At 63.0% G+C, this 22,051-nt stretch carries 16 protein-coding genes and 2 pseudogenes; 12 read left to right on the top strand and 6 right to left on the bottom strand.

Annotated elements, in window-relative coordinates; genetic code table 11:
• Nucleotides 1-454: 454 nt before the first annotated feature.
• The 5 genes and pseudogenes from AC0L2Z_RS32800 to AC0L2Z_RS32780 all read left to right on the top strand — a co-directional run bounded on the left by AC0L2Z_RS32800 (nucleotide 455) and on the right by AC0L2Z_RS32780 (nucleotide 6,704).
• A pseudogene (locus AC0L2Z_RS32800) lies at nucleotides 455-1,517 on the top strand (alpha/beta fold hydrolase).
• A gap of 155 nt (nucleotides 1,518-1,672) precedes the next feature.
• A pseudogene (locus AC0L2Z_RS32795) lies at nucleotides 1,673-2,643 on the top strand (class I SAM-dependent methyltransferase).
• An 83-nt stretch (nucleotides 2,644-2,726) separates the two neighbouring features.
• A complete protein-coding gene (locus AC0L2Z_RS32790; RefSeq protein ID WP_023799842.1) occupies nucleotides 2,727-4,592 on the top strand; it encodes an adenylate/guanylate cyclase domain-containing protein in 1,866 nt (621 codons plus the stop codon).
• A 119-nt stretch (nucleotides 4,593-4,711) separates the two neighbouring features.
• Nucleotides 4,712-6,040 carry a gluzincin family metallopeptidase gene (locus tag AC0L2Z_RS32785; protein WP_473630350.1) on the top strand — a complete coding sequence of 443 codons (1,329 nt, stop codon included), beginning with the start codon at nucleotides 4,712-4,714 and terminating at the stop codon, nucleotides 6,038-6,040.
• A 22-nt stretch (nucleotides 6,041-6,062) separates the two neighbouring features.
• On the top strand, nucleotides 6,063-6,704 hold the full coding sequence (locus tag AC0L2Z_RS32780; protein ID WP_473630349.1) for a hypothetical protein: 642 nt from the start codon (nucleotides 6,063-6,065) through the stop codon (nucleotides 6,702-6,704).
• Nucleotides 6,705-7,171: 467 nt separating this feature from the next.
• On the opposite strand, the gene AC0L2Z_RS32775 is transcribed toward AC0L2Z_RS32780, so the two are convergent.
• On the bottom strand, nucleotides 7,172-8,152 hold the full coding sequence (locus tag AC0L2Z_RS32775) for a quinone oxidoreductase family protein (RefSeq protein WP_473630348.1): 981 nt from the start codon (nucleotides 8,150-8,152) through the stop codon (nucleotides 7,172-7,174).
• Nucleotides 8,153-8,249: 97 nt separating this feature from the next.
• Between AC0L2Z_RS32775 and AC0L2Z_RS32770 the strand changes: the two genes are divergently transcribed.
• Nucleotides 8,250-8,672, top strand: a complete 423-nt coding sequence (locus tag AC0L2Z_RS32770) for a winged helix-turn-helix transcriptional regulator (protein ID WP_473630347.1) — start codon at nucleotides 8,250-8,252, stop codon at nucleotides 8,670-8,672.
• Nucleotides 8,673-8,753: 81 nt separating this feature from the next.
• Here AC0L2Z_RS32770 and AC0L2Z_RS32765 read toward each other — a convergent pair whose 3' ends face one another.
• Nucleotides 8,754-9,359, bottom strand: a complete 606-nt coding sequence (locus tag AC0L2Z_RS32765; protein ID WP_128176248.1) for an NADPH-dependent FMN reductase — start codon at nucleotides 9,357-9,359, stop codon at nucleotides 8,754-8,756.
• A gap of 92 nt (nucleotides 9,360-9,451) precedes the next feature.
• On the opposite strand from AC0L2Z_RS32765, the gene AC0L2Z_RS32760 reads away from it, so the two are divergent.
• Nucleotides 9,452-9,820, top strand: a complete 369-nt coding sequence (locus tag AC0L2Z_RS32760; protein WP_031255233.1) for a winged helix-turn-helix transcriptional regulator — start codon at nucleotides 9,452-9,454, stop codon at nucleotides 9,818-9,820.
• Nucleotides 9,821-10,056: 236 nt separating this feature from the next.
• Here the strand turns inward: AC0L2Z_RS32760 and AC0L2Z_RS32755 are convergent, their stop codons facing one another.
• A complete protein-coding gene (locus AC0L2Z_RS32755) occupies nucleotides 10,057-10,455 on the bottom strand; it encodes an acyl-CoA thioesterase (protein ID WP_128247233.1) in 399 nt (132 codons plus the stop codon).
• A 357-nt stretch (nucleotides 10,456-10,812) separates the two neighbouring features.
• On the opposite strand from AC0L2Z_RS32755, the gene AC0L2Z_RS32750 reads away from it, so the two are divergent.
• The 3 genes from AC0L2Z_RS32750 to AC0L2Z_RS32740 all read left to right on the top strand — a co-directional run bounded on the left by AC0L2Z_RS32750 (nucleotide 10,813) and on the right by AC0L2Z_RS32740 (nucleotide 14,123).
• Complete coding sequence (locus AC0L2Z_RS32750; RefSeq protein ID WP_287230715.1) at nucleotides 10,813-11,136, top strand: GNAT family N-acetyltransferase; 324 nt, start codon at nucleotides 10,813-10,815, stop codon at nucleotides 11,134-11,136.
• Between the two features lie 162 nt (nucleotides 11,137-11,298).
• The gene (locus AC0L2Z_RS32745) at nucleotides 11,299-12,915 is read left to right on the top strand and encodes a GMC family oxidoreductase (RefSeq protein WP_473630352.1); all 1,617 of its coding nucleotides are present in this window, start codon (nucleotides 11,299-11,301) and stop codon (nucleotides 12,913-12,915) included.
• Nucleotides 12,912-14,123, top strand: coding sequence for a mandelate racemase/muconate lactonizing enzyme family protein (locus AC0L2Z_RS32740; protein WP_128169618.1), 1,212 nt, complete (start codon nucleotides 12,912-12,914; stop codon nucleotides 14,121-14,123). The genes AC0L2Z_RS32745 and AC0L2Z_RS32740 overlap by 4 nt, the downstream gene beginning before the upstream one ends.
• 153 nt (nucleotides 14,124-14,276) lie before the next feature.
• On the opposite strand, the gene AC0L2Z_RS32735 is transcribed toward AC0L2Z_RS32740, so the two are convergent.
• From AC0L2Z_RS32735 to AC0L2Z_RS32725, 3 genes are all read right to left on the bottom strand, one after another.
• A complete protein-coding gene (locus AC0L2Z_RS32735) occupies nucleotides 14,277-15,215 on the bottom strand; it encodes a diacylglycerol/lipid kinase family protein (protein WP_128169619.1) in 939 nt (312 codons plus the stop codon).
• 725 nt (nucleotides 15,216-15,940) lie between these two features.
• Nucleotides 15,941-16,900, bottom strand: coding sequence for a hypothetical protein (locus tag AC0L2Z_RS32730; protein ID WP_473630351.1), 960 nt, complete (start codon nucleotides 16,898-16,900; stop codon nucleotides 15,941-15,943).
• A 311-nt stretch (nucleotides 16,901-17,211) separates the two neighbouring features.
• On the bottom strand, nucleotides 17,212-18,243 hold the full coding sequence (locus AC0L2Z_RS32725) for a CapA family protein (protein ID WP_473630346.1): 1,032 nt from the start codon (nucleotides 18,241-18,243) through the stop codon (nucleotides 17,212-17,214).
• Nucleotides 18,244-18,397: 154 nt separating this feature from the next.
• On the opposite strand from AC0L2Z_RS32725, the gene AC0L2Z_RS32720 reads away from it, so the two are divergent.
• The gene (locus tag AC0L2Z_RS32720) at nucleotides 18,398-19,651 is read left to right on the top strand and encodes a hypothetical protein (RefSeq protein ID WP_128169621.1); all 1,254 of its coding nucleotides are present in this window, start codon (nucleotides 18,398-18,400) and stop codon (nucleotides 19,649-19,651) included.
• A gap of 111 nt (nucleotides 19,652-19,762) precedes the next feature.
• A partial coding sequence (gene uvrB, locus AC0L2Z_RS32715) for an excinuclease ABC subunit UvrB (RefSeq protein ID WP_473630345.1) occupies nucleotides 19,763-22,051 on the top strand: 2,289 nt, incomplete at its 3' end.

Genomic DNA, 22,051 nt, shown 5'->3' with positions numbered 1-22,051 from the left:
CCTCCAACCTGTTCCGCCTCAATCAGAATATCTTGCCGTTCGCGGCCACGCCGGAGTGATCTGGGCACCGCATAGGCCGGCTCGGCCTGCCGAGCACCGGCTGCGCGCTACAGCTGACCCTAAACGGCTTAAGCCGGACCGTCGCAATCTTGCGGCCATCAAGTGGAAGCGTACGAGCGGCGCTGCAAGCGCAAACCATTCTGCATCGGAGTGTCTTGCGAAGACTCCCAGCGCGACAGTACCAGCAAGGTGCTACGGTGGGCGGTCCACCTGGCGCAAGGGCTGCCTGCGCCGCTGCAGTAGCCACGTCCGCTTTTGGCGAATGGGCTGGACGACAGAAATGACTGCCATGCGGCGCAAAGCGGACGCGTTCCACGATTGGCCGGTGCGCAGTCAATCGACGCCACCAGACTCCGGCCTGTCGCGTGACCTTGCGTCGCGCTATCATGGCGCCGTGAAGCTTAGTCAAAGCATACGGTTCTGTACCTCTGCAGACGGCACCCGCATCGCTACGGCGTCCTGCGGCGAGGGGCCGGTTATCCAGCGGGCAGCGCATTGGCTAAGCCATGTCGACTATGATCTCGAAAGTCCAGTGTGGCGGCCGTGGCTCAGCCAACTGTCGGCGCGCAATTGTTTCGTGCGCTACGATCCGCGCGGATGTGGGCTGTCGGAGCGGCACGTCGCAGACCTCTCCGTCGACGCGTGGCACGCGGACCTGGAGGCCGTGGCCGCATCAATCAAGGAGCCGCGCTTTGTCCTGCTCGGCCTGTCGCAAGGCGGTGCGCTGGCCATTGCCTACGCCGTGAAGCATCCCGAGCGCGTCTCGCATCTGGTGCTCGTGAACGCGTACGGTCTGGGCGCGCGGGCTCGCGCCCAAACCGACTCCGATCGTCTGGAGGCCGAGACACTGGTCAATTTCATCCGCATCGGCTGGGGCCGTGACAACCCTGCGTTCTGCCAGTTCTTCACGAACCTCTTCATTCCGGACGGGAACCCGGAGCAGCACCGCTGGTGGGGTGATCTGGAGCGGGAGACGGCGACAGCCGAGGTCGCCGCGCAACTGCTATGGCAGATGCAGGGGATCGGACGTGATGGACCTTGCCGCCGCCCTGCGTGTCCCAACCTTGATAGCACACAGCCGTGGCGATATGCGTGTTCCATTCGACGAAGGCTGCAGGCTTGCTGCCACGATTCCTGGCGCCCGCTTCGTTCCGCTGGAAAGCAAGAACCACGTGCTGTTGCCGGACGAACCTGCCTGGCCCGTCTTCTACTCTGAACTCGGCAGGTTCCTCGGGCAGGATCGGGCCGCGCAACCCAGCGGCGCTGTCCGCGATGCCGGCCTGATGCCCGCCGAAACCATGATTCTGAACCTCGTCGCCGAGGGGCTGGACAACCGTTCAATCGCCGAGCGGCTCGGCAAGAGCACAAAGACGGTCCGCAACCAGTTGTCGGTGATCTTCAGCAAGCTGGGCGTGCGCAGCCGCTCACAGGCGATCGTCAAGTCGCTGTCCCGCTAGGTCGTCTCACATCTGCCGGTGCGGGACAGATGTCCCTCGACGAAAGCCGGATTTCGGCTGCCGTGAGGGACAGTTGCCTCATGCCAGCAGGCAAACTTGGCCTCATCCTCGAACTGACTGGCGCGGGATGCTGCTGGAGGCGAGGAGAAATCGACATGACCCAGGTTGACGAAACGAAGCTGAATGAACTGGTCGGGTGCGTGCTTGGAGACCTCGGCGGCGCTGTCAGCGTGCCGCTGGTACGGATCGGCGATCCCGCTATGTGCGCGAATGGCTCGCTGCGCAGGCGGCCTCCGGCTACGTCCAGCACGAGCGCGGAAGTTTCTGGCTGACACCTGAGCAGGCGTTCGTGTTCGCGGAACCGAACAGTCCTGTCAACATGATCGGCGCTTTCGACACCGCCGTCGCGATGGTCGAGAACCAGCCGAAGGTGCAGGCGGCCTTCAAGACTGGCAAGGGTGTCGCCTGGGGCGACCACGCCGGCTGCATGTTCTGTGCCGTGGCGCGGCTATTCCGACCGGGCTATGTGAATGCGCTGGTGCAGGAGTGGCTCCCGGCCCTCGATGGCGTTGCCGACAAGCTGAAGGTCGGAGCTGATGTAGCCGATGTGGGATGCGGGCACGGTCTGTCGACCATCCTGATGGCGCAGGCGTTTCCCAGGTCTCGTTTCACCGGATACGACTTCCACTCCGCCTCGATTGGCGCCGCGACCGCGCACGCAAAGGCACATGCTGTAACGAATGTGAGCTTTGAGGTCGGCCGGGCGCAGGACTTCGCCGGCCGCGACTTCGACCTGATCACCTGCTTCGACTGCCTGCACGACATGGGCGATCCGAAGACCGCCGCTGTGCACATCCGCAAAGCGCTCAATGAGGGAGGCACGTGGATGGTGGTCGAACCGATGGCCGGCGATACGCTGGAAGACAACATCAACTCGATCGGCAGAATGTACTATTCCGCCTCCACGATGATCTGTGTGCCAACCTGGCTGGCGCAGGAGGCTGGGCTGGCGCTTGGCGCCCAGGCGGGCGAGAAACGATTGACCGAAGTCATCCGCTCCGGCGGCTTCACCAAGGTCCGCAGGGCCGCGCAGACTCCGCTCAACATGGTTCTCGAAGCGACCTGAACAGATAGCAAAGCGACGAACACCGAAAAACCTTCACCGGTATCCCGTTAAATCGTGTAGTATGTACGTTTTCCGGAGACGGCATGTCCGAGGAGCGGGTTGAGCGCCGTCTGGCGGCGATCCTGGCTGCCGACGTGGTAGGCTACAGTCGCCTGATGGAAGCAAATGAAGAGCGAACGCTCGGCGCGCTTCGCCAGCATCGCCGCGAGTTCTTCGATCCCACTGTAGCCAAGCATGGCGGGCGCATCTTCAAGGTGATGGGCGACGGCTTACTTGTCGAGTTCGGCAGCGTTCTCAATGCAGCCCGTTGTGCCGTAGAAATCCAGCGCGGGATGGTAGAGCGCAACGCCGGGATCCCGGAAGGCCGCCATTTCAAGTTTCGGATGGGGATCAATCTCGGCGATCTTATCGTCGACGGCGACGATTTTTACGGCGACGGCGTGAACATGGCAGTCCGGTTGCAAGGTCTCGCCGTACCCGGCGGCATTGCCTGTTCGGAGGCGGTGCGCCACGAGGTCGGCAACAAACTCGACCTGGACTTCGCCGATCAGGGTGCCAGGACGGTGAAGAACATGTCCCATCCGGTGCATTTCTATTTCGCCAATTGGGGGAATGTCGCCTCGCGCAGCGAAATGCGGACCGGCGAGATTGGGACGCGCCCCGACAAGCCTTCGGTGGCCGTCCTGCCCTTCGCCAATATGAGCAACGATCCCGACCAGGAGTTCTTCAGCGACGGCATCACCGAGGACATCATCACGGACCTGTCCAACGTTTCTGGCCTCTTCGTGCTCAGCCGCAACACCGTCTTTGCCTGCAAGCGCCGCGCCCTGAACCTGGAACACATCGCCAGTGAACTCGGTGTCGCCTATGTGGTCGAGGGAAGCGTCCGCAAAGCCGGGAACCGCGTCAGGATCAATGCCGAACTGACCGAAGGGGCGAGCGACGGCCACATCTGGGCTGCCCGCTACGACCGCGACCTCACAGATATCTTCGCCGTGCAGGACGAGATCGCCAAGGCAGTCGTCGAGCAGCTCAAGGTCAAACTCCTTCCCGAGGAGAAGAAGGCGATCGAGCAAGCGCCGACCGAAAATGTCGAAGCCTATACGCATTATCTGAGAGGCCGCGAGTATTACCACATCGCGTCGAAGGCAAACCACCTGATGGCCAGGCAAAGTTTCGCCAGGGCTATCGAACTCGACCCGAGCTATGCTCGAGCCTATGCCGGCATCGCGGTCTGCAACACACGGCTCCGCTCGCAATTTGGCTTCGACATTCAGGTCGAGGATATTCTGGCAACCACAGCAAAGGCGTTGGCTATCGACCCCAATCTGTCAGAAGCGTATGCGGCCATGGGGCACGCCCTTTCGGGCGCTGGTCGCCGCGCCGAGGCGGTTGCCGCCTTCGAGCGGGCTTTGGCCATCGATCCTAACTGCCATGAGGCCAATCGGTACTATGCCGAGTTCTGCGTGACCCGGGGTCAGTTCGAACTGGCAGCGACGTATTTCCTGAGGGCAATGGAGATCAAGCCGACGGACTATGGTGCGCCGGTTATGCTCGTGAACGTCTTCCGCTCGCTCGGGCAGAACGATCAAGCCGAAAACTATGCGCGGATCGCGATAGAGAAGGCCGAGGAGGAGCTAAGGCACCACCCGGAGAATGCCAATGTCGGATGCCTTGGCGCGATCATGCTCGCCTTCCTCGGTGAGCACGATCGAGCATTGGCATGGCTCGAGCGCTCCCTTGCGACCGAAACCGGCGACATAAACATCCAGTACAATGCCGCCTGCACCTATGCGCTGCTGGGCGAGAGCGACCGGTCGATCGACCTGCTGGAGGCCTGGTTGCCTCAGGTCGGCACGGAAATGAAGCTGTGGTTCAAGAACGACTCCGATTTCGAGCCCATTCGCGGCCACCCGCGCTATCCCAGGCTGATAGAACTCACGGAATAGGGCGGGGCCGGGGCGCGTTCGCAGACCCGACAGACAAAAGGCTTGCGTTGCTTACGAAGTTCTCGCCAAGCAACGAATCTTAATTTATGCTAAGCTAATATAGGTCGTGGGGGAATGGGATGGCGACCCGGTTCAGGCTCTTTGTCCAGCCTCCGTTCGAGGACGCTCGAGCGTGCCCTGAAATCGTCACGGTTTCATCGCCTCTAGGAAGCGTCGGTGTCGGCCCGTCGGACGATCGAATGTATGTCGTGGAGCCGGTCGGCAAGACCAGGCCCTATGGCGTGAACCGCGCGCCCTTGGGAACGCCGTTCATCTATCTGCCGCCCTGGACAGGAAATATCCTCGCGCCGGCAGTGCCCGACGAGCGCGGCAATTTCGATCACTACCAGCCATCGATGCCCGGCTTCGAGGCCGCGCATCTCTTCGGCTCCGTGCGGTTCACGCTCGATGTGTGGGAACGCTATCTCGGCCAGTCGGTTGCATGGCATTTCCGCGATCACCATGAGCGTCTGGAAATCTCGATTCTGCCGACGTGGAACAATGCGCAGTTCGGCTACGGCTATCTCGAAGTGGGCAGCCAGTTCGAGACGGACGGAAGTATTCTCCCTTTCAGCCTCGACTTCGACATCATCGCTCACGAGGTCGGCCACGCTATAGCCTTCGCCGTGCTGGGCGTGCCGGGCCTGGGCAAAGAGTTCCCCGAATATGTCGGCTTCCAGGAAGCCTTCTCCGACTGCGTGTCGCTGATCGCCGCCATGCATTTCCCGTCGGTGATCAACAATGTGCTGGACGAGACGCGCGGCAACCTCTATCTCGCCAACCGTCTCGCGCGCTTTTCGGAATTTTCGCCGCATAGTCAGATAAGGTTGGCGAACAACCAACGGACGATGGCCGAATTCGTTCACGGTTGGAAGAACGAGCATGACCTGTCGGAGCCGCTCACCGGCGCGATATTCGACATCCTGGTCGATATCTTTCACGAGAGCCTGGTGGCACGAGGCCTGATCTCGCCCGAGGTCGAGAATCTCGCCGATGTCGCCGAAGCCGATCCGGTGGCCCGGGCGCCGCTGCAGGACGCCTTCGACCGCGCTTTCGCCCGCCGGACTGACGGCTTCCGCGAGGCGCTGCTCGATGCGCGCGACGTCGTCGGGATGCATCTGGCCGAAACCCTATGGGCTCTGGGGCCCGATTTTCTGGACTATGGAGATGTCGCGACGGCGATGCTCGCCGTCGACGAGGTCGAGACGGGGGGTGAGTTCGCAAGGCTCATCGATCGCAATTTCAGGCGTCGGGGCATCGGCGATCTGCACGCTGGCAGGCGGATCAACAATAGGCCGCGCCGCGGCCATTCCCATTCGGCGCGCACCTTGCTGCCGAGAGATATATCTAATTTTCCGAAGATGAGCTATCGAGAAAGAGTTCTGTTAGCGAGGTCGATGTCTAGCTAGATAATAATGAGTGGAGAGGAAGATGTCAGATAATGAAACATTACTTGGCGTATCGTCTGTATATCTGTTTGGTCGGCTGCTTGAAGACGTGATTTTGAAAGGAGGCGGCACATACGATAACTTGCAGGTACCAAGCCTAGGAAACAACAATTTTCTGCGACGCCAGCTCGAACATGTTGCTGATCCCGATGGGAAGGAACACCCCGACGCGCGTTTGGCACGGATTTTTTCTTTTTCCTTTGAAGGAGCATTTTATGAACTGGCTCCGCCAGCGATTTTTCTCGTCCATGGGGCTGGCCTCGACCCCGACGACCCTCCCCCGACCGATGCCGACAACGAAGTTGCGTACAAAAGACTGTCCCGAGTTCCCGGCTCCAGTGCGCGAACGGGTCTCGGCTTTCAGATTGGGGCTTTCTCCAAGGACATGAAAGTATGGATTTACGACAAGAGTGACCATTCGCTCAGGTTGGACGCAGAGACGGGGTCACTCGAGCAAATCCTGTTATCTGGAGAGGCCCATGGCGGAGGCATGGGCAGGTCGGGCGGTGGCATGGGTAGATCGGGCGGCGTCATGGGCAGATCCGGTGGCAGCATGGGTAGATCGGGCGGCGTGATGGCAAGATCAAGCGGATGGACGCCACGAAAAGCAGGCGATCTAGATTGATCTCGTCGAACATGAGGCAGGAACAAGGGAGGAACTTCATATGGCTGTAGATATAGATTATCTGGAAGTAAGCCCTGTTAAAATCGTCAAGGGGGCATTGGATACTTTGACATTGTTGGCGATGAGCTTCTGACGGCCAACTTGAAATTCTACGCCTCATTCGATCGGGCTGGCGCGCAACCGGACGATCAAATTGAAGTCGATGTCGATGATTCGAAGACAGGAAAAAACAAGACTGCCGATGATTGCTGAGGCAACTGAAAACGCGGACAACGATGCGAATAAGGTACGCTGGGTTGTGATCAAATTGAATGGCAATATAGAGGACGCCGCACAAGGTTTAATAGTCATTTAGAAGGGCCTTCACCGCCTGCAATCCGGCCCGCCAGAAGTCGGCTCCTGGCGCTGTTCCCACGATTTGAGCACACGCATTGCACGGAGCCTGTGCGCAGTTAATCGACCACCACTCAAGGTATCAGCACGACCTTGCCGGTCGAGCGGCGCTCCTCCAGCAGGCGGTGCGCTTCGTTGGCCCGGTCGAGCGGATAGCGGCCGCCTTGCGTCACGGCAAGCTGGCCGCCGGCGGCCAGTTGGAAAAGCTCCGACAGGCTGGCCCTGAGGCCGTCGGCGGAGAGCAGCGGAAGCAGGGCAAAACCTCGCAGGGACTGATTCCGGGTGATCATCGCTTCCAGTTGCGCAGCGCCGATTGCGTATCTGCCCAGCGCCGCAAAGACCAGCTCTCCACCTGGCGCGAGAACCTCCAGCGATGCCGCCGTCATCGCGCCGCCGACAATGTCGTAGACGACATCGACGCCGGCGCCGCCAGCCGCCTCCCGCACTCGCGCGGGCCAATCCGACGTGCTGTAATCGACCGCGGCATCGGCGCCAAGCGACAGGGCAAGATCGAGCTTGGCCCTGCTGCCGGCGACCGCGATCACGGCGCTGGCGCCCTGGCGTTTGGCGAGTTGGACCAGCAGCGAGCCGACACCGCCCGCGGCTGCAGTGACCAGCATCGATTTGCCGGCTGGCGGGCTTTGCCGCAGCAGATGAAAAGCCGTCAGTCCCTGCACCATCAAAGCCGTCGCGTCTTCGAATGAGAGCGCATCGGGCAAAGGCACGGCCAGCTTTGCATCGATCGTCACATAGTCGGCATAGCCGCCAAACGGGCGCTTCGAAGCGAACAGCGGCGCAGCTATGCGTGTCCCGGTCAGCGAGATGTCGACCCCGTGACCAAGCGCCTCCACGGTGCCGGCAGCCTCGACGCCGAGAACCATCGGCAATTGCGGCGTCACCGCGTAGCGATCCCCGCGCATCAACACTTCGAAGAAATTCACGCCGGCCGCATGAACGCGGATCAGCACCTCGCCTGTTTGCGGCTCTGGCTTCGGCATCTCGACGACGTCGAGGACGTCGGGACCGCCGAAACGGTTCAGTTGAATGGCTCTCATGGCATGCACCCATCGCTATGGCATCGGCTGCTGTTTGCCACTATCTGCCTGATCGCGACTACACACTCATTTGTCCCCTGCTGACCAGGAGGTGACCATGGCCATGCCGACCAAAACGGGGCAGACCAAAAGGCTGCCAACCAAGAGACTGCCGCTGCTGCCGGCGGAACGCGCGCTGAAGGTGATCTCGGGCCGATGGAAGGCTGTCATTCTCTACCATCTCTTCGACGGCCCCCGGCGGCTGTCGGCGCTGAAGACGCTGGTGCCTGATATCACCCAGAAAGTGCTGATCCAGCAGCTTCGCGAAATGGAGGAACACGGCCTTGTCAGACGCGAGATCTTTGCCGAGATCCCCTCACGCGTCGAATATTCGGCGACGCGCCTCGGCCTCAGCCTCGAGCCTATCCTTCTGGCGCTCTGTGAGTGGGGCCAGCACCATGCGGATGAGTTGAACGAGATGGACCGCCTCGCCGACTGTATCATCGGGCCTCGGCAGGCGCGGCAGCCAGCCATCGCCTGAATACCAGCCATCGCCTGAATCAAAAGGGGCGACGCAAGCGCCGCCCCGGGAACCCTTGGGAGGATTGTCCTGGTCTGCGGTTCAGGCCGCCTTGACTTCCTCGGCCACCGCGTCGGCCTGGCGCGCCGCCTTCAGCACTTTGGCCCACCATGCAACGTCGTTGACCAGCGCGGTCGCCGCCTGGTTCAGGTGCTCGAGCTCCTCGAGCTTCTTTTCACCTTGCCGGACGGCAAGGAAATCGCCCCAGGCAATATGGACTGCCGACTTGACCGGCGCCATCTGCAGCTCGACCGCATGCAGCCTCAGCTGCTCGACGGCACGCGCGCCGCCGACGCTGCCATAGCCGACGAAGCCGGCCGGCTTCTTGTTCCATTCATTGGCGGCGTAGTCGATCGCGTTCTTCAGCACGGCGGTCGGGCCATGGTTGTATTCGGCGGCGGTGAAGATGAAGCCATCGAATTCGGCGACCTTCTTCTGCCAGCGCTTTGCCACTTCATTCTGCGACGGCGCCCAGGCGGACGAAGCGACCTCGTCGAAGAACGGCAGCGGGAAGTCGCGCAGGTCGACCACTTCCACGTCGATGTCGGCATGCGACTTGGCGATCTTGGCGATCCACTGGGTCGGAACGTCGGCGAAGCGTGCGGCGCGGGTCGAACCAACGACAATGGCGATTTTGGGTTTGGACATAGAGGGGCTCTCCTTCAGGCGAATTTCTGGTATCGTTTAGATACCTGAGCTATATGAGTGACTGCGCCGACGAGGCGCAAGGAGGCACCTTTTTGATACCAAGGCACCCGCACCGCACCGAGGACTGCCGCGCCATCTCGGAAATCCTGCAGCGCGTCGGCGACAAATGGACGGTGCTCGTCGTCGGCAAGCTCGGTGACGGGCCGCTGCGCTTCAACGAATTGCGCAGCGCCGTCGGCGGCATTTCGCAAAAGATGCTGACCACCACGTTGCGCGGGCTGGAGCGCGACGGCTTCGTCACCCGGACCGTGTTTCCGACCATTCCGCCACGCGTCGACTATGAGCTGACCGACCTTGGCTACGAGCTGCTTGTGCCGGTCGGCGCGCTCGGCGAATGGGCGCGCAAGAACACCGAGCGGGTCAAGGCCGCGCGGGCGAGGTTCGATGGGCTTCATGCCTGAAACTCTTGCGCTGCAAGGGTTCACAGCAGCGCGGCAAAACGCTCGCCGTCCCTTCTCCCCTTGTGGGAGAAGGTGGCCGAGCCCACGGGTCTTGCCTCCGGCAAGCCCGAGGACAGGCTCCGCTCGGTCGGATGAGGGGTGTTCCAGCTTGGCACCAACAGCGCTCCGGCCAGCACCCCTCAACCGTCTTGGCGCTGCGCGCCAATCCACCTTCTCCCACAAGGGGAGAAGGGAAGTCAGTTGCTTTCCGCCGGAACTGCCTTCGGCTTGCCTTCGCCGTCCAGCGCCACCATGACGAAGTCGGCGTGGGTGACCTTCTCCATCAGGTCGGAGAGGTAGCGCTGCGCCCATGCCTCGACCTTGAGCGTCATCGAGGTGCGGCCGACGCGCTCGACATGCGTATAGATGCACAGCGTGTCGCCGATCTTCATCGCCTTGGCGAACGACATTTCCTTCACCGCCGCCGTCACCACGCGGCCCTTGGCACGCTCGGCGGCGCGGATGCCGCAGGCCAGGTCCATTTGCGCCATCACCCAGCCGCCAAAAATGTCGCCCGCCGCATTGGCGTCCGAAGGCATGGCCAAGGTCCTGAGCGTCAGATCGCCAATCGGCCGCCCGTTCGCGTAATGCACCATGCGCCAAATCCCCTCGATATCGATCTTCTCCCGTATCGGGATGGCACCGATGCGTCAACGCGCTGCCAGGTGCTAGACTGCGCACAGCGAGTTGAGAAAGGCAGCTGACATGAAACTTACCTCTCGCCCTCTGACATCAGATCTATGCCCGCGCTCGAGGAGCTGTTCGGTGAGAGCGCCGTCTGCAGTCGCCGTTGGTGTATGTACGGGCGGATCGGCAGTTCTTATCGAAAGCGACCAGGCGAGGAAAACAAGGCTGCGTTCCGACAAGCCGTCGAGCATGGTCCGCCTCCAGGCGTACTCGCTTTCGACGGCGCTACTGCTGTCGGCTGATGTCAGGTGACGCCCAGAGATGCCGTGCCCTGGCTCGATCGGCTGTGGCAGCTCAAGCGAGTGGATGATGCGCCGGTCTGGTCCTTGTCCTGTCTCTACGTGCGAAAAAAATACCGCCTGCAAGGCATCAAGTCTCACCTGATCGCAGCGGCGCTGCAAGCTGCAAGGCGCGCAAACGCCCCTGCACTCGAGGCCTATCCTTTTGATGCCGGCGTATCGCCGAGCGCTTCCGGCAGCGGATACGCCTCCACCTTCGCTCGCGCCGGGTTCAGGGTCGTCGCCCGCAGGGTGCCAGCCCGCCCGATCATGCGTTATGATTTCACGCAAAATGCTGATGATGGCGTGTAATGCTGGACCGCTTGGCCACGCGGCAAAGGCCGCTTCGGGCAGGACACCAACTGCAAATGAAGTGCCGGTCGCTTTTTTCACAGGCGATGCCGGAAGCTCCGGTGATCGCGGCGGCTTGCGGCGTCTAGGTTGAGCGTGAATTCGGAGCCGGCCGCAGCCATCATGCAGACCTATGATTTCATCATCGTTGGCTCCGGCTCGGCCGGCTCGGTCGTGGCCGAAAGACTGTCGGCTTCCGGCCGCTTCTCGGTTCTGGTGCTCGAGGCCGGCGGCAGCGACCGGCGTTTCTACGTCCAGATGCCGCTCGGCTACGGCAAGACCTTCTTCGACCCTGCGGTCAACTGGAACTACAAGACCGAGCCGGACCCCGGCCTCGCCGGCAATGTCGACCACTGGCCGCGCGGCAGGTTGCTCGGCGGCTCGAGCTCGATCAACGCCATGGTCTGGATTAGGGGTGCGCGCGAGGATTTCGACGCATGGGCAGCGGCCGGCAATCCCGGCTGGGGCTTCGACGACCTGCTGCCCGTCTTCAAGGCGCTGGAGGACAATCAGGCCGGCGCCGATCAATGGCGCGGCGTTGGCGGTCCGCTGCATATCACCGACTGCTCGACCGCAGTCCATCCGCTGACCAAGCGCTATCTGGCGGCCGCCAATCAGGCCGGCCTGCCGTTCAATCCGGATTTCAACGGCGCCTCCCAGGAGGGCGCCGGCATCTATCAGATCACCACCAAGAACGGCCGCCGCATGTCGGCCGCCCGCGCCTTCCTGCGCCCGGCGATGAAGCGCAAAAACCTCCGCGTCGAGATCAATGCGCTGGCGACCAGGATCCTGTTCGAGGGCAAGCGCGCCGTTGGCATCGAGTATCTCCAAAATGGTGAGACGAAAACCGCCCGCGCCGGCCGCGAGGTCATCCTGTCGGGCGGCTCGATCAATTCGCCGCAGTTGCTGCAGCTTTCCGGGATCGGTCCCTCGGCGATCCTTGGCGCGCTCGGCATTGCCGTCGTCCACGCCAACGAGAATGTCGGCGCGAACCTGCAGGACCATGTCGGCATCAACTACACTTTCAAGGGCAGGCTGCCGACGCTCAACCAGATCCTGCGCCCGTGGTGGGGCAAGCTCATGGTCGGCATGCAATACATGCTGATGCGCTCCGGCCCGCTGTCGCTGTCGATGAACAATGCCGGCGGCTTCTGCCGCACCGACCCGGCCGCGGCACGGCCCAACATGCAGCTCTATTTCCAGGCATTCTCGACCGTCATTCCGAAGAGCGGCGAGCGCCCGATCCTGACGCCCGATCCGTGGCCGGGCTTTTCCATCGGCCTGTCCAACTGCCGGCCATCGAGCCGTGGCGAGATCATGATCCGCTCCGCCAATCCGCGCGATTATCCGAAGATCGTCGCCAACGCCTTTTCGACCGAGGCTGATGTCGCCGAGATGCTGGCGGCGGTGAAGTTCATCCGGAAGATCGCCGCCATGCCGGCAATGGCCGAGATCATCGAGGAAGAGGTGTTGCCGGGCCCGTCAATCACCTCCGACGCGGATATCATCCAGGATTTCAGAAAGCGCTCGGGCACTGTCTACCACCCGGTCTCGACCTGCCGCATGGGGCCGGACGCCACCGCCGCTGTCGTCGACCCGCGCCTGCGGGTTCACGGCCTCGCCGGCTTGCGGGTTATCGACGCCTCGATCTTTCCCGATAACATCACCGGCAACACCAACGCCGCCGCGATCATGACCGGATGGAAGGGCGCCGAACTGGTTCTGGAGGATCAAAAATGAAAATCACCGACGTCAAAACCTGGGTTGTCGGCAATCCGCCGCCCGGCATCGGCGGCAAGTATTTCATCTTCGTCAAGCTCACCACCGACGGCGGCGTCGTCGGCTATGGCGAGGCCTACAACGCCACCTTCTCGGCCCATGTCACCGCACGAATGATCGAGGACATGGCCGAGCGCTATCTGATCGGCCGCGATCCGCACGACATCGAGAACTTCTTCCGCCGCGCCTATTCGTCCGGCTTCACCCAGCGCCCGGACGTGTCCGGCATGGGCTGTTTTTCGGCGCTCGAAATCGCCTGCTGGGACATCATCGGCAAGGAGGCCGGCAAGCCGGTCTACAAGCTGCTCGGCGGCCAGGTTAACGAAACGCTGCGTTCCTATACCTACCTCTATCCGCACAGCGGCAGCGTCCATTCGGAAGATGCCCGCGGCAACAACGTCTACAACGACCCCGACCTGGCGGCCGAATGCGCGCTCGAATATGTCGAGCAGGGTTTTAATGCCGTCAAGCTCGATCCGGCCGGACCCTACACCGCCTTTGACGGTCACCAGCCGCGTCTCGTCGACATCGATCTCTCCGCCCGCATGGTCAAGGCGATCCGCGAGGCGGTCGGCACAAGGGCCGACATCCTGTTCGGCACGCATGGCCAGTTCACCGCATCGGGCGCGCTGCGCATGGCCCGCGCCATCGAACCTTACGATCCGCTGTGGTTCGAGGAACCGGTGCCGCCCGACATGCCCGAAGTGATGGCGCAGGTGGCGCGCGGCACGTCGATCCCGATCGCCACCGGCGAACGGCTGACAACGAAATTCGAGTTTGCCCGTGTCATCGAGAACCGCGCCGCGACCATTCTGCAGCCCGACCTTGGCCGCTCCGGCGGCATTCTCGAAACCAAGAAGATCGCCGCCATGGCCGAGGCCTATCACATCCAGATCGCCCCGCACTGCTATTGCGGGCCGATCGTCGGCGCGGCCAACATCCAGCTTGCCGTGACCTTGCCCAATTTCCTCATCCTGGAATCGCTGAAGCAGTGGGACGGTTTTCACGAAAAACTGCTGAAGAAGAAGATCGAGTGGCAGGACGGCAACGTCGTTCCGTCGAAGGAGCCGGGCCTTGGCGTCGAGCTCGACGAAGCCGTCTGCGAAGCGCATCCCTGGACCGGCACGGACCTGCATCTGCAGATGATGCAGACGCCGTTGAGGCCGTGAGCGCGCGCAAGAGTCACGCGTTCATCGGCCAGCGGGGTCCCAGGCCAAGCTCCGATCTCAGCCGTCATGTAATTGTCAAGCGATTCCAGCATGTTGTCCTGGTCTCCTAAATCACGATTGAAGCGACCGGAACCAAGGTCTCAACAGCTTGATTCAATACCTCAGCGTCAGCGCGCCGGGCAGGATCTCGAAGGTCGCCGGTATGCGCCCCGGCGACTCGCCGTCTATGTCGACCAGCGCGCCGTTCTTTTTCACATCGCCGAGCGGTTCGACAACGACTTTCCTGCCGCGCAAAATGGTGATTGCCGGGTGGTTGCGATGCCGGCCGCCATAGAGCAGACGGATATCCCAGATCAGCTTCAGCTTGCCAGCCGCGCGCAGGATGACGATGTCGAACTGGCCGTCGTCCAGTTCGGCATCCGGCGCGATCATCATGCCGGCGCCGAAGAACTTTCCGTTGGCCACCGCCACCAGCGCGACGCGCGCCTCGACCGGGACGCTGTCGTCGACGGTGATCACGACGTCCTGGAACCGGTAGCGCATGAATTCCCACACGGTGCGCCAGTAGAACAGCGCCTTGGCCGACACATTGCCCTTGCGCTTGTCGGCGTTGACCGCGCGGTCGGTGGCGCCCGACAGGCCGAGGCTGGCGATGTTGATGAAATGGCGACTGGCCAGAGCGCCATGGTCGTCGACATAGGAGATGCGGCCGGCATCGACCCTGCGGGCCTTGGCCTCGGCGATGCGCTTCAGCGTCAGGTCGACCTGGTCCGAAAGACCGAGCCCGCGGGCGAAATCGATGCCGGCGCCGCAAGGCAGCAGGCCGAGCTCGGCCGTCCGGCCGCTTTCCGCAAACGCCTGCAGCAGCCCGTCGGCGACTTCGCTGGCGGTGCCGTCGCCGCCCGCCGCGATCACCAGGTCGCAGCCGCTGGCGGCAAGGACCAATGCCAGCCTTTCGGCGTCGCCGGTCGCCTGCGTCTCGCGCAGCTCGAAATCGCCGAAATGTTTCCTGAGCGAAGCGCTGACCTCGGGCCAATGCCGCTTGAGCCAGCCGCCGCCGGCAATCGGATTGAGAACCACCCCGACCTTCAAGAATGCCTCCCCATAGGATAGCAACGACACTGCTGTCCTAAAATCCTTCGCCGGCATTGAAGCCCGCGCCGCAGTGTGGGGCAAGAGCCGAATGTTCGATCTGCTGCTCGCCGCAGATCAGGGCCGTGTCCCCGCCTCCTGCATCTCGGCAAAATAAACGCGCCGATGCAGGCGCTGATCCCCGATAATCCCGCAATCCACAGGCTCGCAGCCGTTTCGCCAAACGCTTATCTCCCGTACATTAAACCCATCTCAGGCGGCTACCGATTGCCAAGTCGAAAGGCGAAGCGAGACGGCAGATTTCCTGAGGCCCGTACGGCCCGAATGAAGGCAGGCTTGCCTGTTTTGAGGACCGAGACCTACGGGGCCGCGGAAAGCGTGCGAACGCCTACGGCGGACCGATGCTGCCATGAAGGACGGCAAAGACCTTCGATGGCGCGCTGGACGAAGCTTGCAAGGGTGGAGACTGGCGAGGTCCCGAACGGACGCCGCCCTCGGGCGGTGGCTGGCTGGACCGTCAACATCAAGGCCGGCATGGCGCGACGTCTTTACGGAAGTTGCTGCCGCGACCGTGTCCTGATCTGACAGGGAGGCGCTGGGAGAAATCCCGGCGCCGACTGTTTTTTGGGCTGCTCTCGCGATTTGACTGCCTGTCTCACGCGGTTCGACCGGAGCGAAGCTTCCTGGTGTTGATTCAGAAGCTGGCAGCAGACCTCAAGTTCGGGCTAACCCGCCGCCGCGTCCGTTGCGCCGATCTCGCGCACCAGCGCCGCCGTCGCCAGCATCGCCCCAATGTCGGCAATGATAGGCGCGACGTGCTTGGCGTAGTCGAGCGGCACCGAGATATCAGGCAGCTCGAAAAAATTCCTCGTCTGCGGCAGGAGTAAAAAGCCGTCGCTGCCATTGAGCGCGACCCGCGCCGGATCATCAGGCCATGTCTCCTTGAGCCATGTCAGTGCCTGCGCCAGCCGGCCGCTCACCAGCGGCTGCGCCGCTTCGACATTGTCGGTGCGGAAGTCGTAGGCAGCATCGAGCTCGGGCACCCCGCATGACAATTCCTGCATCTTGCTGGCGAACATGCCGCGGAAGAACCCGACGGCCAACCCAGTCCGGCGCGCCGCCACCAATATGCCGGGGAACGGCACGATGGTCTCGAAGGCAACGACGATCCCCTTGAATGCTATCGTGCCGCCCGTGCCTTGCCGGAGATCGGCTTCGTAAAGCACGAACGGAAATCCCTCGTAGCGGCCGGATACGATGTCGTCGAAGCGCTTGGTGTTGAACGTGCCGATCGTCTCGCGCGGTAGCCGGTCGAACGAATTCGGCGTCACCTCATGCTCGTAGCGCATGTCCCTGATGAAGCCGAAGATGATCGGCAGCAGTGTCTTGCGGTGCTGCAACCTGCTCGCCGGCTTGATCGCCTGGAAATAGAGCAGGATCGCCGCCACCAGCCCGACGACATAGAGCAACACATGCGGCGTCGAGAGCCATTGCTCGTAGGGATCGGCGATCCTGTTGAAAAGCCAGGCGACAAGCGCCACGAACACCAGCACCAGTCCGATGAACAGCGGCACCCGCCAGCGGACTTGCCGGTAGGCCGAAGCCCTTTCGGCCTCGTAGGCCGCCAGATTGCTCTTGATGCCGGCGATGTCAGCTTCATCAGGCATGAAATCCGCTGCTTCCATCGCCATCCCACGCCTCCTAACAAACTCATGATAGCCGATTTTATCGACATCTCGACTACAGCACTGAGAGGCAGCGCTTCTCAAGCAGATGTTTGCGCTGCCCCTCATCCGCCTGCCGGCACCTTCTCCCCGTGAACGGGAGAAGCCCGCTGTCGCTGCGCTGGCGCTCGTTCGGCGAGGCGGTGATTCGCGAAGTCATCAAATGACGGCGCCTTTCTCCCCGTTTACGGGGAGAAATGTCCGGCAGGACAATGAGGGGCAGCGCCATACTTGTGCGATAAGCAACGTGCGACTAGCCGTCACTTACGGCGCTACAGAAAAATCGCAGTCAACCGGCCTTCGACTTTGCTGCGCATTCGGTCCTCCAGCGCCTCAACCGGAAGCAGCCGCTCATGGTCGCCGGCGCGCAGCCGCATGAACGGATGCAGCCGGTAGGCGGCAATGGCGCCACGCTTGCCGGCGTCGGCGCTGATATCGACGGTCAGGATGCTACCAATGCGGCCGGGCCATGGCTGCCGCGCAAAGGCGGTGCCGAGGAAATCGCCGAGGCCATAGGCGACGAGCGCCTTGCCGATCCGCTCCACCGGCTGCACGACATGGGCATGATGGCCAGCGATCAGCCCGACGCCCTGCGCGGCCAAACGCCGGGCCAGCACGCGCGTTTCAGCCTGTGGAAAATGCCGGAACTCCCAATCCCAATGTGGCACGGCGCAGGTAAGGTCGACGGCGTCGCGGCGCGGCCATCGTGCCGGCTCGCCTTGCATCGACACTCGGCCGGCGAACGCCGCCGCGCCGGCGTTGCGCCACAGCGTGAAGGCGGCGAAGCCTATTGTCAGCGGCCCGACTGCGACGCGTTCGACCGGACCGGCGGCCGCGGTACCGATGCTGCGGATGCCAAGCCGTTCCAGCGCTGCCACGGTCTCGTCAAAACCCTCGACGCCTTGGTCGAGCGCATGGTTGTTGGCGAGCGACAACACCAGCCTATCGCGCGAGATGCCCACGGCGGCCAGCGCCTCGGCAAGAAACCGCTCGGTCATGGCATGACGGGTGCCAAGCTTCGTGCCCATCGCCGCGCTCGGTCGCTCCACCACAGGGCTTTCGCAATTGCCGATCACCAGATCGGCGGAGCCGAGCAGCGTGGCGATCGCCGGGTCGCATTGCGGCCCGCTGCGATTGGCCACCGCCGAGATATCGCCGACAAAGGCGAGCCGCACCGTCCGCGCCGGTGGCGGCTCGATCATGATTCCTGCCGCCGGCGCAAAGCCTTGGCGATCGCCGCTGAGCGAAGGCTTCAAGAAGCGTGGCAGCCAGGACAATTTGTAGGAAAGCGGATAATTCGACACGCGCAGCCTGCACCGGGATGAACGGCCACGGTAGACGATGCGCCCGATATAGCGAAGCGCCTCCGTTCGCAATCGTGCGGCCAGATGCCCGCAGTAGGCGCAACACACAAGATGCGTATATGGTTGCCGCCGAATGGCATACAGGAAGACCAAGATGACGCGATTTCCGAGCCTGCTGGCATCCGCCCTTCTTCTGCTGCTGCCGGTTGCTTCCGCCGGAGCCGCGGCCCCCGAACCGGCCGCCCTGTTCGAGGCAAAAACCGTAGCCGACCGCGACAGCACGCTTGCTGCGCTGGAAGCCGCTGCGCCCACTGATCCTGCGTCGGCCTACGCCGCCGGCGCCGGCCAGTTCTTCACCGCGCTGGAGATCCTGGCCGGCGGTCTACACCGCCACGGTTTCGAAAGCCCGCAATCGTTCATGCTGCCGCTGATGCGGCTGCCGGTGCCGGACAATCGCAATCCCGCGCCACTGACCTACGACGGCTTCCGCGCCATCCTGGTCGCCTTCCGCGATCGGCTGGAAAAGTCCGCAGCCACGCTTGGATCCGTGCCTGCCGATGCCGACATCGGCATCGAGGTCGACCTCACCCGTCTCGGCATCGACCTCAACGAGGACGGCCAGATCGCGCCGGACGAAAGTGCCGCCGCGATCATGGCGTCCCTGTCACGCGGCGGCGGTGCGCCAGACCCGGCCGCACCCGCCCTCACCTTCCGCTTCGACCGCGCCGATGGCTACTGGCTGCAGGGCTATGCCGAATTCCTGATGGCGCAGGCGGATTTCTGGCTGGCGCATGACTTCAGCAACGCCTTCGACGGCTCGTTCCACATGCTGTTTCCGCGCGCAAAACTGCCGCTGCAGGACACGCTCGTGCCGCCGGACGGCGGCATGAGCGGCGGCATGTTGTCGGCCGAGTGGCGCATCGCCGACCTCATCTCGCTGGTTCATCTGGTCAATTGGCCGGTGGTCGAGCCGGAGCGCCGCCACGCGGCGCGCCGCCATCTCATGGAAATGATCCGGCTGTCCCGCGAAGACTGGAAGGCGATCCGCGCCGAGACCGACAACGACCGTGAATGGCTGCCCGGCCCGCAACAGAAAGGCGCCAGCCCGCTCACCGGCCTAGAGGTCGGCGAGGAGCAGGTCCAGGCCTGGCACGCCGCGCTTGATATGGCCGAGGACCTGCTCGAAGGCCGCACCTTGCTGCCGCATTTCCGCTTCGCCGACAAAGGCATCAACATGAAGCGCTTCTTCGACGAGCCAAAGCCCTTCGATCTGGTGCTGTCGATCACGGGCCCGGCCATCGCGCCCTATCTCGACAGCGGAAAGATTCTCACCAGCGAAGAGTTCGACCAGATCCGGCGCCAGTTCGGCGGCGCCGGGTTTTTGACCTTTGCGCTGTGGTTCAACTGAGGGCGCGTTCGACATCGCTCCTGACACCCTTGTGTCAGCAGCCTGGTTTCCTCTCGCGCCCCTGGCCACTCCGCTCTTTCCATTTTGGCCGATACCTCCCATATTTGGGGCATGGCCAAACTTCCTGACAAAAAGACGCCGCCGTCGGCGCGTGACGATCGTGCTTCGCCGCCCAAGCGGCGCAGCCCGTTGACCGATTTCCTCGATGCGTCGGAGCCATTGCACAAGGGCGGCTTTGCCGAGGCGCCGCAGACCGAATTCTCAGGCACGCCGCTGACCGGCTCGATCGCCGATTGGGCCGAGCAGATCGAGCAGGAAGCCGAAAAGGAAGGGCGCCAAGTCTCCCCCCTCGAGGGGGAGATGTCGCCGAAGGCGATAGAGGGGGTCGGCAAAGGAGGCGCTCAACATGAGGGCACGTCGAGCCCGGCCGCACCGACCCCACCCGGCGGCTCCGCCGCCACCCTCCCCTCAAGGGGAAGGGAAGTCGCCAAGGCGAAAAAGATCCCTGAACGCTCCTCTTCCCCTGGCCGCACGGCGCGCGGCACCTCCATGGGCGGCGCGGCTTCGGCGCGGGAGCGAACCGCGGCCGGCCTCAATCCGGTTGCCGGCCTCGATGTTTCGCTGGAGGAAGCCGAGACCATGGCCTCCAGCGGCGTCACCGCCACCGTGGCGGCGCTGTCGGCGCTGATCGAGTCCGGCAACCCGCTGCACAAGGGCGGCGTGCTGTGGACGCCGCATCGCCCAGCCCGGCCCGAAAAATCCGAAGGCGGCATTGCCATCAAGATGGTGTCGGATTTCGAGCCGGCCGGCGACCAGCCGACGGCGATCAAGGACCTTGTCGAGGGCGTCAACGACAACGACCGCACCCAGGTGCTGCTCGGCGTCACCGGCTCGGGAAAAACCTTTACCATGGCCAAGGTGATCGAGGAGACGCAGCGCCCTGCCTTGATCCTCGCCCCCAACAAGACGCTGGCCGCGCAGCTTTATTCCGAGTTCAAGAAATTCTTCCCGGAGAATGCCGTCGAGTATTTCGTCTCCTATTACGACTACTACCAGCCGGAAGCCTATGTGCCCCGGACGGATACCTTCATCGAAAAGGAATCCTCGATCAACGAACAGATCGATCGCATGCGCCATTCGGCGACGCGCTCGCTGCTGGAGCGCGACGACGTCATCATCGTCGCCTCGGTGTCCTGCATCTACGGTATCGGCTCGGTCGAGACCTACACGGCGATGACCTTCCAGATGCAGATCGGCGACCGGCTCGACCAGCGCGCGCTGCTCGCCGATCTCGTCGCCCAGCAATACAAGCGGCAGGACATCAACTTTGTCCGCGGCTCGTTCCGCGTGCGCGGCGACACGATCGAGATTTTTCCGGCCCACCTTGAGGACCGCGCCTGGCGTATTTCGCTGTTCGGCGACGAGATCGAGGCGATCACCGAATTCGACCCGCTGACCGGCCAGAAGACCGGCGAATTGAAGAGCGTCAAGATCTACGCCAATTCGCACTATGTGACGCCGCGCCCGACCTTGAATCAGGCTATCAAGTCGATCAAGGAAGAGCTCAAGCAGCGGCTGGTCGAACTCGAGCGCGCCGGACGCCTGCTCGAGGCGCAGCGGCTGGAGCAGCGCAGCCGCTTCGACCTCGAGATGCTGGAAGCCACCGGCTCCTGCGCCGGCATCGAGAACTATTCGCGCTATCTCACCGGCCGCCAGCCGGGCGATCCGCCGCCGACCCTGTTCGAGTACATCCCCGACAATGCGCTGGTCTTCATCGACGAAAGCCACGTCACCATCCCGCAGATCGGCGGCATGTATCGCGGCGACTTTCGCCGCAAGGCGACGCTGGCCGAGTACGGTTTCCGTCTGCCGTCCTGCATGGACAACCGGCCGTTGCGTTTCGAGGAATGGGACGCCATGCGCCCACTTTCGGTCGCGGTTTCGGCGACGCCCGGCGCCTGGGAGATGGAGCAGTCCGGCGGCGTCTTTGCCGAGCAGGTCATCCGCCCGACCGGCCTGATCGACCCACCGGTCGAGGTGCGCCCGGCCAAGACCCAGGTCGACGACGTCGTCGGCGAAATCCGCGAAACGACAAAAGCCGGCTACCGCACGCTGGTCACCGTGCTGACCAAGCGCATGGCCGAGGACCTGACCGAATATCTGCACGAGCAGGGCATTAGCGTCCGCTACATGCACTCCGACATCGACACGCTGGAGCGCATCGAGATCCTGCGCGACCTGCGCCTCGGCGCCTTCGACGTGCTGGTCGGCATCAATCTTTTGCGCGAAGGCCTCGACATCCCCGAATGCGGCTTCGTCGCCATTCTCGATGCCGACAAGGAGGGATTTTTGCGCTCCGAAACCTCGCTGATTCAGACCATCGGCCGCGCGGCCCGAAAC

It is taken from the genome of Mesorhizobium sp. WSM4850, from assembly GCF_055811735.1.
This window is presented reverse-complemented; position numbering and strand designations above follow the sequence as displayed.

Excerpts from the sequence above, each read along its gene's own strand:
- AC0L2Z_RS32740 (WP_128169618.1), top strand. The coding sequence starts at position 12,912 with ATGAAAATCACCGACGTCAAAACCTGGGTTGTCGGCAATCCGCCGCCC.
- AC0L2Z_RS32770 (WP_473630347.1), top strand. The coding sequence starts at position 8,250 with ATGGCCATGCCGACCAAAACGGGGCAGACCAAAAGGCTGCCAACCAAG.
- AC0L2Z_RS32730 (WP_473630351.1), bottom strand. The coding sequence starts at position 16,900 with ATGGAAGCAGCGGATTTCATGCCTGATGAAGCTGACATCGCCGGCATC.
- AC0L2Z_RS32785 (WP_473630350.1), top strand. The coding sequence starts at position 4,712 with ATGGCGACCCGGTTCAGGCTCTTTGTCCAGCCTCCGTTCGAGGACGCT.
- AC0L2Z_RS32745 (WP_473630352.1), top strand. The coding sequence starts at position 11,299 with ATGCAGACCTATGATTTCATCATCGTTGGCTCCGGCTCGGCCGGCTCG.
- AC0L2Z_RS32720 (WP_128169621.1), top strand. The coding sequence starts at position 18,398 with ATGACGCGATTTCCGAGCCTGCTGGCATCCGCCCTTCTTCTGCTGCTG.
- AC0L2Z_RS32780 (WP_473630349.1), top strand. The coding sequence starts at position 6,063 with ATGTCAGATAATGAAACATTACTTGGCGTATCGTCTGTATATCTGTTT.
- AC0L2Z_RS32790 (WP_023799842.1), top strand. The coding sequence starts at position 2,727 with ATGTCCGAGGAGCGGGTTGAGCGCCGTCTGGCGGCGATCCTGGCTGCC.
- AC0L2Z_RS32775 (WP_473630348.1), bottom strand. The coding sequence starts at position 8,152 with ATGAGAGCCATTCAACTGAACCGTTTCGGCGGTCCCGACGTCCTCGAC.
- AC0L2Z_RS32765 (WP_128176248.1), bottom strand. The coding sequence starts at position 9,359 with ATGTCCAAACCCAAAATCGCCATTGTCGTTGGTTCGACCCGCGCCGCA.
- AC0L2Z_RS32755 (WP_128247233.1), bottom strand. The coding sequence starts at position 10,455 with ATGGTGCATTACGCGAACGGGCGGCCGATTGGCGATCTGACGCTCAGG.